This window comes from Fodinibius sediminis (assembly GCF_900182555.1).
Taxonomy (GTDB): domain Bacteria; phylum Bacteroidota; class Rhodothermia; order Balneolales; family Balneolaceae; genus Fodinibius; species Fodinibius sediminis.
On sequence record NZ_FXTH01000008.1, the window covers coordinates 83,617 to 99,540 of the forward strand.

At 50.6% G+C, this 15,924-nt stretch carries 11 protein-coding genes; 6 read left to right on the plus strand and 5 right to left on the minus strand.

The window, feature by feature from the left end:
* Window positions 1-16: 16 nt before the first annotated feature.
* Window positions 17-2,146: an elongation factor G gene (locus tag FN808_RS10230; RefSeq protein WP_142714495.1), complete on the plus strand. Its 2,130-nt coding sequence runs from the start codon at window positions 17-19 to the stop codon at window positions 2,144-2,146.
* On the opposite strand, the gene FN808_RS10235 is transcribed toward FN808_RS10230, so the two are convergent.
* From FN808_RS10235 to FN808_RS10250, 4 genes are read right to left on the minus strand one after another with little or no spacing between them, the layout of a single operon-like run.
* A complete protein-coding gene (locus FN808_RS10235; RefSeq protein WP_142714496.1) occupies window positions 2,143-3,702 on the minus strand; it encodes an OstA-like protein in 1,560 nt (519 codons plus the stop codon). The two genes, FN808_RS10230 and FN808_RS10235, sit on opposite strands and share 4 nt — an antisense overlap.
* Before the next feature lies 1 nt (window position 3,703).
* Window positions 3,704-4,267: an LPS export ABC transporter periplasmic protein LptC gene (gene lptC, locus FN808_RS10240; protein ID WP_185958345.1), complete on the minus strand. Its 564-nt coding sequence runs from the start codon at window positions 4,265-4,267 to the stop codon at window positions 3,704-3,706.
* Window positions 4,254-4,895, minus strand: a complete 642-nt coding sequence (gene upp / locus FN808_RS10245) for a uracil phosphoribosyltransferase (protein ID WP_142714498.1) — start codon at window positions 4,893-4,895, stop codon at window positions 4,254-4,256. Before upp ends, lptC begins: the two co-directional genes overlap by 14 nt.
* 11 nt (window positions 4,896-4,906) lie before the next feature.
* Entirely contained in the window at window positions 4,907-6,577 is a 1,671-nt protein-coding gene (locus tag FN808_RS10250; protein WP_246068330.1) for an alanine/glycine:cation symporter family protein, read from the minus strand.
* Between the two features lie 211 nt (window positions 6,578-6,788).
* Between FN808_RS10250 and FN808_RS10255 the strand changes: the two genes are divergently transcribed.
* A complete protein-coding gene (locus FN808_RS10255) occupies window positions 6,789-7,085 on the plus strand; it encodes an HU family DNA-binding protein (RefSeq protein ID WP_142714499.1) in 297 nt (98 codons plus the stop codon).
* A gap of 137 nt (window positions 7,086-7,222) precedes the next feature.
* Here FN808_RS10255 and FN808_RS10260 read toward each other — a convergent pair whose 3' ends face one another.
* Window positions 7,223-7,876 carry a hypothetical protein gene (locus FN808_RS10260; RefSeq protein ID WP_142714500.1) on the minus strand — a complete coding sequence of 218 codons (654 nt, stop codon included), beginning with the start codon at window positions 7,874-7,876 and terminating at the stop codon, window positions 7,223-7,225.
* 52 nt (window positions 7,877-7,928) lie between these two features.
* On the opposite strand from FN808_RS10260, the gene FN808_RS10265 reads away from it, so the two are divergent.
* From FN808_RS10265 to FN808_RS10280, 4 genes are all read left to right on the plus strand, one after another.
* Window positions 7,929-9,518 carry an NFACT RNA binding domain-containing protein gene (locus tag FN808_RS10265; protein WP_142714501.1) on the plus strand — a complete coding sequence of 530 codons (1,590 nt, stop codon included), beginning with the start codon at window positions 7,929-7,931 and terminating at the stop codon, window positions 9,516-9,518.
* A gap of 13 nt (window positions 9,519-9,531) precedes the next feature.
* Window positions 9,532-10,077 carry a shikimate kinase gene (locus FN808_RS10270; RefSeq protein ID WP_185958346.1) on the plus strand — a complete coding sequence of 182 codons (546 nt, stop codon included), beginning with the start codon at window positions 9,532-9,534 and terminating at the stop codon, window positions 10,075-10,077.
* Window positions 10,064-11,179 carry a 3-dehydroquinate synthase gene (gene aroB / locus FN808_RS10275; protein ID WP_142714503.1) on the plus strand — a complete coding sequence of 372 codons (1,116 nt, stop codon included), beginning with the start codon at window positions 10,064-10,066 and terminating at the stop codon, window positions 11,177-11,179. Before FN808_RS10270 ends, aroB begins: the two co-directional genes overlap by 14 nt.
* A 66-nt stretch (window positions 11,180-11,245) precedes the next feature.
* Window positions 11,246-15,892 carry a translocation/assembly module TamB domain-containing protein gene (locus tag FN808_RS10280; RefSeq protein WP_142714504.1) on the plus strand — a complete coding sequence of 1,549 codons (4,647 nt, stop codon included), beginning with the start codon at window positions 11,246-11,248 and terminating at the stop codon, window positions 15,890-15,892.
* Window positions 15,893-15,924: the final 32 nt, after the last annotated feature.

Below are 15,924 nucleotides of genomic sequence, written 5' to 3' on the forward strand. Positions count from 1 at the left end.
AAAAAGGAGGTAGTTTATGAGAGTCTATCCATCATCCAGAATACGAAATGTTGTACTGTTGGGCCATGCGGGGACGGGCAAGACGACCTTGTCTGAGACCATGCTCTTCGAATCGGGAAGTAAACAGCGGAGGGGATCGATAGACGCATGTTCCACTTCGTCCGATTACCATGAGATAGAACATGAAAAGGGCAAATCGGTGTTCAGTACCTTGTTGAATCTGGATTGGCGGGGCAATAAGATAAACCTGATAGATACTCCCGGCACCTCCGATTATATCGGTGAGGTCGTGGGGGCGCTGCGGGTGGCCGATACCGCGGTGTTTACCCTGAACGCCGAGTACGGCATTGAGGTGGGAACTGAGTTGCATTGGAAGTACACCCAGAAATATAACATTCCCTCGCTGCTGATCGTCAACAAGCCGGACAGCAGCCATTCCAAATTCCAGCAGACGGTGGATATGGCCAGGGAACGGTTTGGTCGGGGGGTTGTTGTGGTGCAGTATCCCTACAGCGAAGGTGAAGATTTTCACGCCATTATTGATGTGCTAAAAATGACGATGTACGAGTTTCCGGAAGATGGAGGAAAACCGGACAAACTGCCTATTCCCGATTCGCATCAAGCACAGGCGGAACTCCTTCATAATGAACTTATTGAATCAGTGGCCGAAAATGATGAAACGCTGCTGGACCTCTATTTCGAGCAGGGGATGCTCACGGAGAGCCAGATGCGCGAGGGGTTGCAGCAGGCACTGCTGCACCGTGATTTGTTTCCACTTTTTTGCTGCTGTGCCAGGCGGAACATGGGAACGGGGCGTGTGATGGGATTCCTGGGGAATGTGGCCCCGAACCCGCTGGAGGCCAACCCGCCGCAATCACCGGAGGGGCGGGAGATTCCCTTGAAGCCGGAAGGAAATCCGCTGATGTTTATTTTCAAGAACAGCTCTGAGTCGCACGTAGGCGATATGCTTTATTTCAAGGTTTATGGAGGTGCAGCGGAGCCGGGCCTGGATTTGCTGAATCATTCGACAGAAAATACCGTGCGGCTATCGAGCCTCTATCTGCTGAATGGAGATGAGCGTACTGAAGTTAATAAAATCAATACCGGTGATATTGGAGCCGCTGTCAAACTTAAAAATACCAATATTAACGACCTCCTCTATACCAAGGGGGATGCAGTGGACATTGATCCTATTCACTTTCCGCGTCCGATCATCCGCACGGCCATCAAACTGAAACAGGATGGCGAGGAGGATAAGCTGGGCACGGCCCTGCACCAGCTGCAGCGCGAAGATCCATCCCTGGAAGTAGAGCACAGCAAAGAGTTGAAACAGGTGATTATCCATGGTCAGGGTGAGGAACACCTGGCTGTGATCAAGCATGCCCTCGAACATCGTTTCCATCTGGATTTTGAATTCACAGAACCGAGGATTCCATACCGGGAGACCATCACCAGGGCGGTGCGATCGCATTACAAGCATAAAAAACAGTCGGGCGGTGCCGGCCAGTTTGCAAAAATATCACTCTTGATGGAACCGCTTCGCGACTCCATGCCCGAACACCATGAGCTGAAGGTTCGCGAGGAAGAGGAGATTGATCTGGAGTGGGGAGGAAAGCTTGTGTTCAGAAACTGTATTGTTGGAGGCGTAATCGACAACCGGTTCATGCCTGCCATCCTGAAAGGCATTATGGAAAAAATGAAAAATGGTCCGTTGAGCGACTGCCGGGTACGCGACATCCGGGTTTCTGTCTACGATGGGGCTATGCATTCGGTCGATTCCAATGATGCCGCTTTTCGCACGGCGGCTCTTATGGCTTTCCGTGATGGTTTCCTAAAGGCCGCTCCCAAACTGTTGGAGCCCATTTATACCATTGAGGTTTCCGTCCCGGCCGATTATATGGGGGATGTGATGGGTGATATCAGCACCCGGCGGGGCCAAATCCTGGGAATGGATTCAGAAGGATCAATCCAGAAAATACAGGCTCAGGTACCCCTGGAGGAACTGGACCATTATGCCACACGGCTGAAATCCATCACCCAGGGCAGTGCTGGATTCATGCGGGAGTTTTCCCATTATGCCCAGGCCCCCCGCGATGTTCAAAAGAGGGTCATGGAGCAAACGCAGCAGCAGCCGGAGATGGGCTAATCCAATCCGGAGGTATCCGGGATACTCTTTTCCAGCGTATCGGCTTCAAGGGGTGTTTCAGGTCCAGCCTCAACCGGCAGCCGATGATGCCCGGGGTGGGTGTTACGCAGATGCTGGATGTACCGGCGGGGTAAATCAAAGAAGAGTTCATCTTCGAGGGGGGGGAAGCGTCGTTTCATGGGAGCCTCCGGTTCCGGGGGACGCTGGTCCGGGTTCCAGCTGAAGCCTTCCAGCTGACGCTGGGCAGTTTTTTCATTTTCCGGGAGAAAAGATCCTTCGTTCGGACCGGTGGCTTTCAGCGAATCAATCTCACCCTCGCTGAAGATAATTCTGATAGAGGGTGCGGAAAGTTCAATAGCCCCATCGGGTTTTTGCTGCTGATTCTTGGTGAAGCGATAGAGGTGCGCGTTCTGGAATACATGAATTTGATGCAGTGTTCCCTCGGAGAAGTCGGCATAGAGGGTGTCCCCGGTAATTTGATTCAGCCGGTTGATGGTGGTATCCTGCTGTACGGAAAAGGGATCAGGGTACGATTTCAGGCTGTCGATGGACCCATCGTTGAGAATGGCTCTGATATAAGGGCCGGTCAGCTGTACATTTTCGTGCCAGGCTACGGCATTAGACCAGAGTTCAAACGTCTGGGTGCTGTCGGTATACCGGGAAGTATCCGAAATGGCAGAGAAATCGGGCGACCAGATGCGAACATTTCCAAAAGCATGGGTAATGACAGTCGTATCGGCCGCACTACGCTGTTCCCGGGATAAAATGGTCTGGGCCTGAATATGGGTGGTGTCGGCCTGTGTGGTATCACTGGTATCGGACTCATAATTTTTGAGCCAGGCCTCGGTTTCCAGCAGGCGGCGCCCGGTGGAGTCGGTTTCCAGGTATTCCCCTTTGAGCATGGTGCTGTTTTCACGGTCATCTCCGAAGACCTGTCCATGCATTTCGTAGTATCCTTTGCTGCGATTTCCAAAAAGCGAGTCGCCCTCGAGATATTGCAGGGAGTCCGCTAGCTGGACTTTTCCCTTGAATTGGACACTGTCGACGGCACGGTAGTAGTAGCCGGAATCGGCTCTAAGGGTTCCCCGCATATCTTCCAGCCGTATCTGGTCAATAAAATGAGCAACTTTGTTGGAAAACCGGTAATCAACGCTGTTTCCAAAAACAGTAGCGCTGTCGGCTTCCATGATCACCCGCCCCCTGAGCTGGCTGAAGTCAATATCGGTGTAATAGGTGAGGCTGTCGGTCCATATTTTTTCTTCACCGGTGTCGATTTCAATATTGCCGAATGCACGGATTTCATTTTTATTTATGAACTGGTAGGCGCTGTCGCAATACATTTCGAGGTTGTCGTGCTGTATATGAACCTGTCCCAGGATACGGCGGACCTGTTCGCCCTCATAAACGCCCCCGACAATGCGGGATGCATTGAGGATCTGAACCTGTTTTTGCTGGGCGCTGGCTTCTTCAGAGAGAAGGGAGAAGCTGAGAAAAAAGAGAAGGGAGGCATAAAGCGGAAGCTTAGCCACGGTATTTTTCGGTAATGGCTGCCTCATATCAGTCTACCAGAAATTGTCCTGTGGGTTTCGTGATGGTGTAATTTACTAAATCCGTTGTTCCTTCAAAGCCGGTGCCCGCAATACTGTCGGTGGGTGTTTTGATAATGACAAATTTTGGAGTGGTAATGCGGTTATCGTCCTGCCCCCACCGAAGGTATTCCGATTCAAGGTGTCGATTGTCGGAGGTGTTGACCCGGACGTCCCCAAAGAGTTCAAAAATAGCTTTATCGGCATTATATACGGCCCGGTTGCAGCTTGCGCGGGTGGTCACGGCCCCGGTACTGTCATAAAGCTGGATATCTACGGGTCCCTTGATGCGTGTGGTATTGCTGTCTTTTGCGGTGTAGGTAGCTGCATAGGAGCCGGTCAGGTGCATTTTTTTTATCCCCTCCTCAATGATTTCCATGTCCACATCCCAGCTTTCGGTGGTGGAGGTAAGCGAGTCACCCAGCGCCTCATCCACCTGGTGGGCTTGTTCCTCGGAGAGTTCACCGCACGAAGCCAGCGTCGCGGTGAGCGCGAGACTCAATAATAAGGAAAACAGTGGTTTATGTGGTTCCAAAATAGCGGTCACCTGCATCACCCAATCCGGGGACGATATATGCGTCGTCGTTAAGTTTTTCATCGATGGCAGCAGTAATTACGGGTATATCGGGATGCTCGCCGGCTAATTTTTGCAAGCCTTCCGGTGCTGATATTAACGATACAAATCGTAAATGTTGTGCCCCCTCCTCCTTGAGGTAGCAAAGGGCGTCATGAGCACTTCCACCGGTAGCCAGCATGGGATCCACCACCAGCACAAGGGCGTCTTCAACACCGTCGGGTATGTTGGAATAGTATTCCACGGGTTGCTGTGTTTGTTCATCGCGGTACATGCCCAAATGCCCCACTTTGGCATCCGGAATGAACTGGAGCAGGGCATCAGAAAGCCCCAGTCCGGCCCGCAGGATGGGCACTACGATTACATCCTGGTTAATGTCATATCCAGTGGTTTCCCGGAGGGGAGTAGACACCGGAAAGGTCTTGAGAGGCAGCTCTTTAAGAGCATGGTAGGCCAGGATAACCCCAATTCGCCTAGTGGCGGCACGAAATCCTTCTGTTTTGGTATTGACATCGCGCAGGATGGTGAGATCCCGATCAATAACCGGATGCTTGATCAGGGTGACATGCTCAGAAGATGGAGAAGCCATGGGAATCTGGATTAAGAGTCCGGGGTTTCGTGTTCCTTGCTAAAATAATTCTGGGTGATTTGATATATTTTACCCGAGAGCGCGAAGAGTGCGATGATATTGAAGAAGGCCATGAGTCCCAGCATGACATCGCCGAAAGCCCAGATGGTGGTAAGTGTTACGATGGCTCCAAAAAAGTGCATGCCTACAAAGGCCAGCCGGTACCAGAATATGGAATTGAATCCGAACAGGTACTGGGCTGCGCGATCCCCGTAATAGCTCCAGCTTATAGAAGTGGAAATAGCAAAAAGGAGTACGGCGAACGTAACGATATATCCTCCTCCCGGAAAGAGCGGGCTGAGGCCAATATCAAAGGCTCGTATCGTCAGGGGGGCCCCGTTTTCCACGATGCCTCCATACAGCTGGTTGAGCTGCTCCCCGTTTTTGGTGTAGACGCCTGTGGGGCGAAGTCCTTCCGCTCCAGCCAGTTCAGCAAGTTCAATGCGTCCGGTAAAGGGGGTATTGTACGAGGCATCGGTAAACATCGTATCAACCGGGATATTGTAATGTTCCATGGCCCCGTTCTCGGGAATGCCGTTGCTGAAATAGAGTGCCTGGCTGTCGGTGTTGACGCCTCCCTGCGACAAGGTATATGAGAAGGAATCGGTGGATGGGCTCAGGGCGGTCTTATGTTGCATATCCCAGGCTCCGGTGGATACAATAACCAGCCCGGTCATCGTGCAGATGATCAGCGTATCAATAAAGGGTTCCAGGAGGGCCACCACCCCTTCACGTACCGGCTCATCCGTCTTGGCCGCTGAGTGGGCAATAGGGGCTGAACCCTGTCCGGCTTCGTTGGAGAAGATGCCGCGCTGTACCCCGTAACTGAGAGTAAATATCAGGGCGCCTGATCCCACGCCCAGAGCTCCGGCCTGGGGATTGAATGCATAAGTGATAATGGTTTGCAGCGCCGGTAGGATGGCATCGTAGTTGAGCATGAGAATAAGAACGGCTCCCGTGACATAGAGAATGCCCATAAAGGGAACAAGCCGTGAAGTTACCCGCCCAATGCGTTTAATACCGCCCAAAATTACAGCGGCCACCAAGCTGGCTGTGACGAGTCCGGTAATCCAAACCGGGATTTGAAAATCGCTTTGCATCACATCGGCCACGGTATTGGCTTGTACGGCGTTGCCCGTCAGAAAGGCGCAGATGGCGGCAGATATCGAGAAGGCAACAGCCAGCCACTTCCAGTTGGCTCCCAGTCCCCGTTCAATATAATACATGGGGCCGCCGGAAACCGTACCGTCGGGATTGGTTTCACGGTATTGCTGTGCCAGGGTCACTTCGGTATACTTGATGGCCATCCCGAACACAGCCGTAACCCACATCCAGAAGAGTGCCCCCGGGCCGCCATAGTGGATGGCCAAAGCCACCCCGGCAATATTGCCGATACCAACCGTGGCCGACAGGGCCGTGGTCAGTGCCTGAAAGTGATTGATATCGCCCTCATCCTCGGGGTCGTCATAAAAGCCGGTAACAACTTTCAGCCCGTGGCGGAAGCCTTTTATCTGTATGAATCCCAGACGGAAAGTGATGTAGATGCCGAACGCAAGCAAAAGACCTACCATGACTGGAAATGCTTCAGGGGTATTCCAAATGATTTTCTCAAGGAAGTCAACGATGCGTTCGAAGGTTTTCATGTGGTTTTGGGCTTAGATATTTTTAAAAAGAACCAAGGTGAAGGTAAAAAAAGATTTTCGAATTTTTCAGTTTAAATTAAGATGTTAACTATGAGTATCCATAAAAAAGCGTTAAAATAAGAGTAATTAAAATAGTATAGCTTGTAACAGCATATATTCATTATTCTAACTTTTGAATAGCTAATCTATACTCGACTAAAGGTGGTATATTATGACAAAAGCAGATATAGTTGACGTTATAGCCTCATCAACGGGACTTACAAAAGTAGAGACCGAAGCTGTAGTCAACGGCTTTATGGAGACGGTGATTGACGCTATGAAGCGCGGCGAGCATATCGAGTTGCGTGGATTTGGAACATTCAAAGTGGTTAAGAGAGCCCAACGTGTAGCGCGAAATCCAAAGACAAATGAAGAAGTGATCGTACCCGAGCAGTATGTCCCGGTATTAAAAATGTCAAAGGATTTCAAGAATCAAGTTAATGAGTCGATGATGGAAAAAGAAGAGTAACCATTAACACTGGCTTGATATACGAATCCCTCATCATTGATCAGAGAGGCTGAAAACCGTCCATTGTGGGTGCACTTCAAGTACGTTCACAGGAAGCCTTCCGACAGGAAAGCATAACTTTTCCGACCAGGTTAAAATCAGGCAGCCACTTGGCTTTCCAGTGTTTGTTCTGCTGATTTTATCACTTTGTTCGACTTCACCAGGAGCTCATGCAGAATCCGCAGTACAAAATGATGCACCTCGTTCAGGCTCTTGAGATCCACAAGGGTGTATTGAAAGTAGGAGATGAGGTTGACGGCCGAGAGGTATTTTCCGTTTGGCGTACCTTCAACCTCTACATGCCAGCGGGTGATGATATCATCGTCGGCTAACAGCTGATTTACTTCCTGCGTTATTTCTTCCATCCACAAGCTGGCCGCTTCGACCTTGTGATAGCCGTTCTGGGCTGCCAGCTTTCGATGGTGGGCCTTTTCATTGAACAGCCAGGTAATCTCAATGTCAATAGCGGGCGAGATGGATGTGCTCACCATATGGTCCTCTTGCAGAAAAGGATGCTCTTGCATCCCGTCAAGCTGCTTGGCAAGCACGGTTTCGCGGAATCGATCCCAGTCCAGGTTTATGGAAAGGGCCTTGATGAAATCCGAAGACTGACTTAAGTCGATTTCAATTTCCAGTCCCGTTGCATTTATTCTATCTTCATTCCAGGTGCGAAAGGTATTGATGGTTATCTCTCTGTTATGTAGGTCGTCCTCTATCCGGTTGATGACCGAATTAAAAATTGGATATGTCATCGGCTAAATCATTTTTTCATTAGTTTTTGAACGTCTCTTTGCTGAATATGGTATGAATAACTTTTACACGTTAATATATTTAAACCGCGAGATAAAAGAAAAGATCCAGAATGGAATTTTTAGTTTTGGTATCAGTCCTCACAAAGATGTTTTGCATATCTATATTGAAAGTGACAAGGAAACATCGCGGCTTATTTTCAGTGCAAATGCACGGGAAACGGCCCTGTTTTTAGATCGGTACCGGCCTCCCAAAAAACGTAATGTCATAGATTTCTTTCCATCACTTGAAGGAGCGAGAGTTGTCGATACGAGCCTGGCTGATAAAGACCGGCTGCTGTCGATAATCTTTGAAGGGGGGCGTTCGCTGCTTTTCAAGCTGTTCAGCGGCCGCCCCAATGTTTTCCTGGTGGAGGGGGATCGCATTGTGGATGCCTTCAAAAACCCGGAAGATCTCAAAGGTACGTCACCGCCGGAGCCGATGGCCCCGGTGTTCAAGGAGGAAGTGAGTGCCGGACGGAATGCCAAAAACCAGATGACGGAGATTAACCCGCTTTTGCCGCGGAACCTGCTCCCCTATATCATCGAAGAACATGAGGTTGAACAGATGAGTCCCGGGAAGGTTAAAACGTTTACTCGTGAACTTAGCCGGTCGCTGCTGGAGGAGCCCCATCCCCGGGTGCTTGAGACCGGTGATTTCTGTTTGTGGTCGCAGAAGTGGCTGAGCCTTCCCAGTGAAAAGGAATGCGAAACCGTTAACGACTGTGTGGCGTTTGCCTACAAGAATGCTGTACACCTGCGTCGCCTGCATTCCAAAAAGGAGGATATTGTGCAATTTTTGGAGCGGGTTGAGGGAAAAAAGAAGGAGATGGTTCGCCAGTTGAGCCAGGCTGAAAAAAGCTTGAATCGGGCGGATGAATATGAGAAGTTTGGTCACTTGCTTATGGCACATGCGCACGAACAGCTGACTCCGGGCACAGAACAGATAACAGTGGAGGACTTTTATGAAAACAATGATGAGATAACGATTCCCCTGAAAGAACAGGCCGACATTGCCGGCAATGCTGAACGCTATTATGAAAAAGCTAAGGATGCCCGCAAGGCATATGAAGAGGCAAAAAAGCGGCTTCCGGGGGAGGAAAAGGAACTGCTGCATGTTCAATCGCTCCTGGAGGAGGTCCGGGAAATCGATCGTTTATGGGATTTGGACTCCTGGCTGAAAAACAACAGCGAGAGCCTTAATAAGCTTGGTTTTGGCAGCAGTGATGATAAACAGCTATCTTCGCCCTACCGTAAATTCAAGCTGGGAAAATACGAAGTATGGATTGGCAAGAATGCCAAGAGCAACGACAAGCTGACCAGCCTGGCGCATAAAGAGGATATCTGGCTGCATGCCCGCGGCGTAGGAGGTTCTCATACGGTCATTCGCATGGGAAATCGTAAAGACTATCCTCCCAAGCGGGTGCTGCTGCAAGCGGCGGCTTATGCAGCCTATTATTCCAAGGCTCGTGGAATGAAATCAGTACCGGTGATGTACACAAAATGCAAGTACGTTCGAAAACCGAAGGGGGGAGCTCCCGGCGCTGTGGTACTGGAGCGCGAAGAAGTGGAGATGGTTCCCCCGATGAATCCTAACAATCAGTAAATACCTAATGAATATGCCTAGAGTTATCTTTCTCTGTGGATTTATGGGCGTCGGCAAGACAACCATCGGCCGGAAACTGGCCCGGAAACTGGATCGGCCGTTTTTAGATCTGGATGATCGAATTGTTGAAAGAGCGGGTAAATCCATCCCGCGTATATTTGAAGAATCGGGGGAGGGTTCATTTCGGGCTGTCGAGCGGCGATCGCTCCTGGAGGTTGCCGACAACTTTAGTGGGGTCGTCGCTCTCGGTGGAGGAAGCCTGCAAAACCAGCACCTGCTTGATCATTTGAAGCGTCAGGGGCTTCTTATTTTTATTGAAGCACCCATGGAGCTCATTCTAAATCGCATATCCAGGGATCCCAATCGCCCGCTTCTGCTTGATGAGCACGGAAAGACGAAAGAGCGCGAGGTGCTGGAAGAGGAGCTGCAAATGCTGTATAACGACCGCCTGCCCTTGTACGAACAGGCCGCAATACGATTGAAAATACGGGACGGGGAGTCACCCCAAAAGCAAGTTGAAACGTTGATTAAAAAAATTCGCAATCATGGCGCACAGTAGTATTGAAGTATCTATTTCATTTGAAGATCAGTATGAAGTTCATGTAGGGCAGGATATTCGCCGGATATTTCCTTCTTTCTGCTCCAACCGTTATTCCAGGGAAAAAATCATTGTCGTCATTGATGAGAAGGTCCATCGCTTGCACGGCGAAAAAGTACAGGCGGTCTGCGATGAGTATTTCCAAGACAGTTTGTGGCTATCGGTTCCCGAGGGCGAACGGTCCAAGTCGCTGGGGCAGTGGCAATCACTGATAGATCGGATTCTCGGAGATGGCGTGGAACGGGGGACGCCCCTGCTGGCGGTGGGAGGAGGGGTTTCCGGCGATCTGGCGGGTTTCGTAGCTGCTTCCACGTTGCGGGGCATCCCGCTGATCCATATGCCTACCACCCTGCTTGCCATGGTGGACAGCTCCATCGGGGGCAAGACGGGGTTGAATCATGATACGGGCAAAAACCTGATAGGAGCTTTTTATCAGCCCGATGCCGTTTTTGCTGACACCGCTTTTCTGCAAACACTCGAACAGAAAGAGTGGATCACCGGGATGGCGGAAGTGTTAAAATATGCTGCGATAAGATCGCCGGAATTGTTCGATCAGGTGGCCGGCCTCTCGCGGGGCGCCCTTGAGCCGGGTGAAGAATGGGCGCAGATTATCAGCGAGAGCATCCGTATCAAAACTGATATTGTAGAAGAGGATACCCTGGAAGCCGGAAAACGGGCTTTTCTTAATTTTGGGCATACTTTTGGACACGCCCTGGAAAAAGTGGCCGGCTATGGAAGCCTTTCTCACGGGGAGGCTGTTTTTGCCGGGATGATTGCTGCGACCTATTTTTCACAGCACCTGGGCCATCCGGTTGATGATATACGTTTTGCCCCTTTCCTGCCGTTATACAAGCAACAGATTCAATCAATGCCCACGGATATTGAGGCGCTCATTGAAGCCATGAAGACGGATAAAAAGGTAAAAGATAATACGCTGCAATTAGTGTTATTGAAAGACTGGGGTTCGCCTTATATTCACCCTTGTACTGATTTTTCAATGCTCAGGGAAGCGTGGCAGTATACGCTGGCACAGTTTAACGTAAATATTATTAGGTATAAGTGATTTTTGATTCTACGCTGGTTACATAAAAGCTGGAAATATTTATGGGGCACTGTCCTCATAGTTCTTTTGATAATACTCATAGCCGTCGGTGGCGTAGTGGGATTGCTCCAGCTTGACATTACCCATAATTATCTGCTCGATCGCATTGAAAGCCGGATAGGGCAGGAGTATGATGCCAAACTGAATGTGGGAGACCTGCACGGGTTCTTGCCCTTTAATGTACAGCTGGAGGATGTGGTATTGGTTTCTCGGGACGCAGCTGAAACCGATACGTTGGCCCGTATCGGCAGCGTCAGCAACAAGATTGACATTTGGGAACTGCTTCAGAATAAAGTAAGCATCACCGGACTGGTCATTGAAAACCCGGAGCTTTGGCTGCGCAGGGACGAAAATGGCAAGATTGTTTTTTTAAGGCGCCTGCAGTCACCCCCGGATACTTCGGCTGAGTCTGATGAGCCCTGGTTGAGTAATGTGGAAATATTGGCTCCCCGGATGGCGATTTCGAACGGAACGCTGCATCTGCAGAATTTTACCGACAAGTCACAGGCCGTGAACCTGCCGCAATCGGTTACAATCTCCAACCTGAATGCCAATTTCTTCCTGGAGTGGACCGGCAACCAGCGCTATCTCGATATCGAGTCCATATCGGCTGAAACAGAAGCGCTGGATTTGCAGCAATTCTCAATGACAGGACAAGTATACAGCGATCAGCGTTATTTGGAATTTAATTCGTTTTACCTGCACTTTGGGAATTCAGAAATGATTCTGAACGGGGAAATCGATGGGGTGGATCTCGGAACGCCCGACTTTATGAATCAATTTCTGACGGCCCATTATGACCTGGATATCATTTCTACGGCGCTGTACCCGCAGGAAGTGCGGGATGTCATTCCAGCCGTTCCCGATGTCTCGGGACCGCTTACCTTCCAGTTGTATACGGAGGGATCAACCGACTCGCTTTGGGTGGATGAGGTTTCCATCGGCAAGGGGGAGAGCCTGCTTCGCCTGAACGGGGCCTTCCGGAACTTGCGGGAGCGGGATGCCTTTTCATACCGGCTAAGCATAGACAGCGTGAATGTGCGGCGTCAGGATCTCCGGGCCCTGCTTGATACGGTGCGGGCGCCGAAGTACGAGGCTCTTGAGGGGCTCACGATGCGGGGCGAGGCCGATGGCAGCCTGGATTCCATCAATGTTGACCTGGAAGTGAGTTCGCCCTTCGGACTGCTGGATCTGCAGGGGCAAGGCCAGCTGACGGCTCCCCATGGATACCAGGGGTTGATAAGAGCCCGTGATATGGATGTGAGCTGGCTGGCGACCGCCCTGGATACAACCTCCCTGAATTTTGAAGCGACGCTTAATGGAAGGGGCTATGAACCGGAGCAGGCTGTTTCGGATGTTGAAGTTCTTTTTGAGCAGAGCCTGGTTAATCAGCTGACCGTCGACCGGTTCCGGCTGACCTCAGCCCTGGACCACGGTCGCTGGAATCATCAGTACGAATACCAGAAAGGATCGCAGCGGATTACCGGGACTGGTGAAATTGACTTCAGTCGTGAACGGGAGCCGATTATTCTCAAAGGGAGGGCTGAAAATATTAACCTGGCCGAGATCTCCGGGGATACCCTGATAGCCCCGACGCAGCTTAATTTTGATTACAACGTGGAGGCTGAGGAGCTGGATCTGGCGGATACCGAGGGACGGGCCAGTTTTGACGTGGCGCCGTCGGTTATTGGCGGAGATTCGGTAAAGGCGCACCAGTTTTATGCGGATATTAACACCCTGGATAACCAGCGGCGTTCTTTCAGGGTAACGAGTACTCTTTTTGACATGAATATCCGCGGTAACATATATCCGGATGAAATCCTGCGGCAGGGCCGTTTTTGGTCTGCTTATCTAAAGGAACGATACCATGAGGAAATTACCATTGACAGCTCGTACAGCACCCTGCAGCAACTGCCGTATCCTTCACAGAATATTGTTCTGGACGGGAGAGTGAGGGCGAAGGACTTGAGCCTTGTCAGGAAGTATTTGCCCTATGCGCCCCCTTTTCATACCGATTCGCGTATTACATTCAATGTCAACTCCGATCGCAACCGGTTACTGTTTTCTGCAGAGGTGCGGGCCGACACCCTGCAATTTGACCAATGGAGCATAAAGGACGGGCAGACCCAGCTGACGGCCAGTTTCCGTAGCGGGCAGCCACTCAAAGTATCGTCATCCATTGATTTTAAGGCTGATGTTGGAACCCTGAACTCGAGCCTGATAGATATGGATTCCGTGGGGGTGGATTTTGCGATGAAGCAGGATTCGCTCTACTACCGGCAACGCGTAAATAGAATTGGGAAAGACGCTCGTTTTGATTTGGAGCTGGCAGGCGGATTAACGGACAGTTCGCTCGTTGCTGCCATTGAAACATTCTATCTGGGCAATGATCAATATGCGTGGACCAGCCGCGAGAGGCCCGTTGTGCATTTTTTGGAGCAGAAGAGGGCTGTCTTTACTGATTTCAGTTTCGAAAATGAGGATGAATATTTTCAGCTCCAGGGAACCCTGAGCGGCAGTCAGCAGGATTCCCTGTCTTATACTCTCAGGGACATCAACCTTTCGCGCATATCGGACCTGGTCAACGGGAAGGTTGGGTTTGGAGGTATTTTAAACGGTCGGCTGAAGACCCAGTCGCTTGTGGACCAGCCGACCATCCAGGGTGAACTCGATGTTGATCGTTTTAGCCTCAATGACCGGATTGTGGGCGATGTGACCTTCGACAGCAATTATAACCAGGCCAGCGATCGGTTTGATACGCGAATCGAGGTTTTTACCGACCCCGAGAAATATGGGGCATATCTGAAGGCCAATGACGGGGTGCAGCAGCACTTTGTGCTTGACGGTTATTTCTCGACGGCGGAAGCAGCGGCCCGGGAGGACAGCCTTTTTTATTTTGATACCGACTTCAAACAGATCGATATGTGGCTGATTCCCCTGATTGTGGATAACCTTTTCCAGCAGATGGAGGGGCAGGCATCAGGAAAAGGATATGTCAGCGGGGACTTAAATAACCTGGATTTCCATGCCGATTTTGAGGCACAGAACGTCTTTGTTAAACCACGATTTGTGAATACAAACTATTTTATCAACGGTCCCGTAACAGTAGACCGGCAGGATGGCGTTATCCTGGATTCACTCTCGGTCATGGATACAAAAGGCGGTTCGGGCACACTGTGGGGCACCGTGGATCTGAATGATTTTAAGCCGATCACCTACCTCGATCTGTCGATGGCCATGGACGAGCTGCAGTTCTTAAATAACACCATGGATCCCGATATCCCGTTCTTTGGGAATGTTTCCGGAACAGGTACCATCAGGCTGAGTGGTTCCAATACCGACATGTATATGCGTACGCCCAGCCCGGTGCGTCTGACCGATGATTCTGGGGTCTCCATTCCCCTGCTGGAAGAGACGGAGCTCACTGAGACCGGCAAATTTATCCAGTTTGTAGATTCGTTCGAGGAGCGGGAAAAATCACCGGAGCCGGCCAATGGCGAGGAAGAGGAACAGCAGGAGGAAGCCCTGCAGCAGGAAATACAGTCGATGACTTTCAGCGAACGGTTCGATCTGGATCTTCGTTTTATCACTGACAACAATATTGCCGTCAACCTGATCTTTGATCCGGTAACGGGTGAAGAGCTCAATGCACGGGGTTCGGGTCAAATGCGTATTACCATGCAGGACCAGGAGGTGCAGATGTTTGGACGCTATCAAATCGCCAGTGGAACCTACCAGTTTGTGACGGGTGAGATCATCAGTAGAAAGCTCGATTTGCAACCCGGAGGAACGATCGTATGGGAGGGGCCTCCTGATAATGCCCGACTCGATATCAGTGCTGTATATCATGCGCGCCCCAATATCGCGACGCTTACGGCGGAGGGCCCGATAGAATCCCAAGGCCAGAGCAGTAGCCAGCAGGCACCGGTTGATCTTATTGTTGATATCACCGGCACCTTGAATAGTGTCGAAAATAGTTATTACTTTCAGCTGCCGAGTTCGCTGGATCTCTCGTCGAGCTCAACCCTGTCGTATACCATCAGCCAGATCAACCGGGATGAGCAGCAAAAGCTCCTGCAGGCTACCAGTATCCTGTTTACGGGACAATTTATCCCGACTCAGGGAGCTGGAAGCGCTACCGCATCACTCAGCCAGAGCCTGACCAGGGGGTCAACCGTATTGAACCCGCTGCTCTCAAATCAGGTTATCAGTCCGTTGCTATCCAATCAGATTAACGCCCTGCTTGACAGCGATGTCAGCCGTATGGATATTGATTTTAATTTGAATGCGTATAATGAAGTCGACCTGGGAATAGCATTGCGTTTGTATAACGACCGCCTCATTTTACGGCGTGAAGGTCAGATTACCGGCGGTGGTCCCCAAACGACGCTCGGAGACCGTATTGGTGATCTTAATGCCACCTATCGCATCAGCCGGAGGCTCTCACTTACGGCGTTTCACCGGCAGAACCAGATATTGAGTAATTTTGGTGTTCAGTCTCAGGCCGGCGACATAACGCCAAGTGTGGACGGAGTGGGACTGGAAACACAGTTCCAGTTCAATACGTGGCAGGAATTATGGCACAAAGTAGTAGGTGGCCCATCATCCACCCCTGCTCGAAAAGAGGAGGAGAACATTGGTGAGAGTGCAACAAGGACAGAAGAGACTGAATAAAAGTAACAACATTGAAATTATAGAAAGATTTA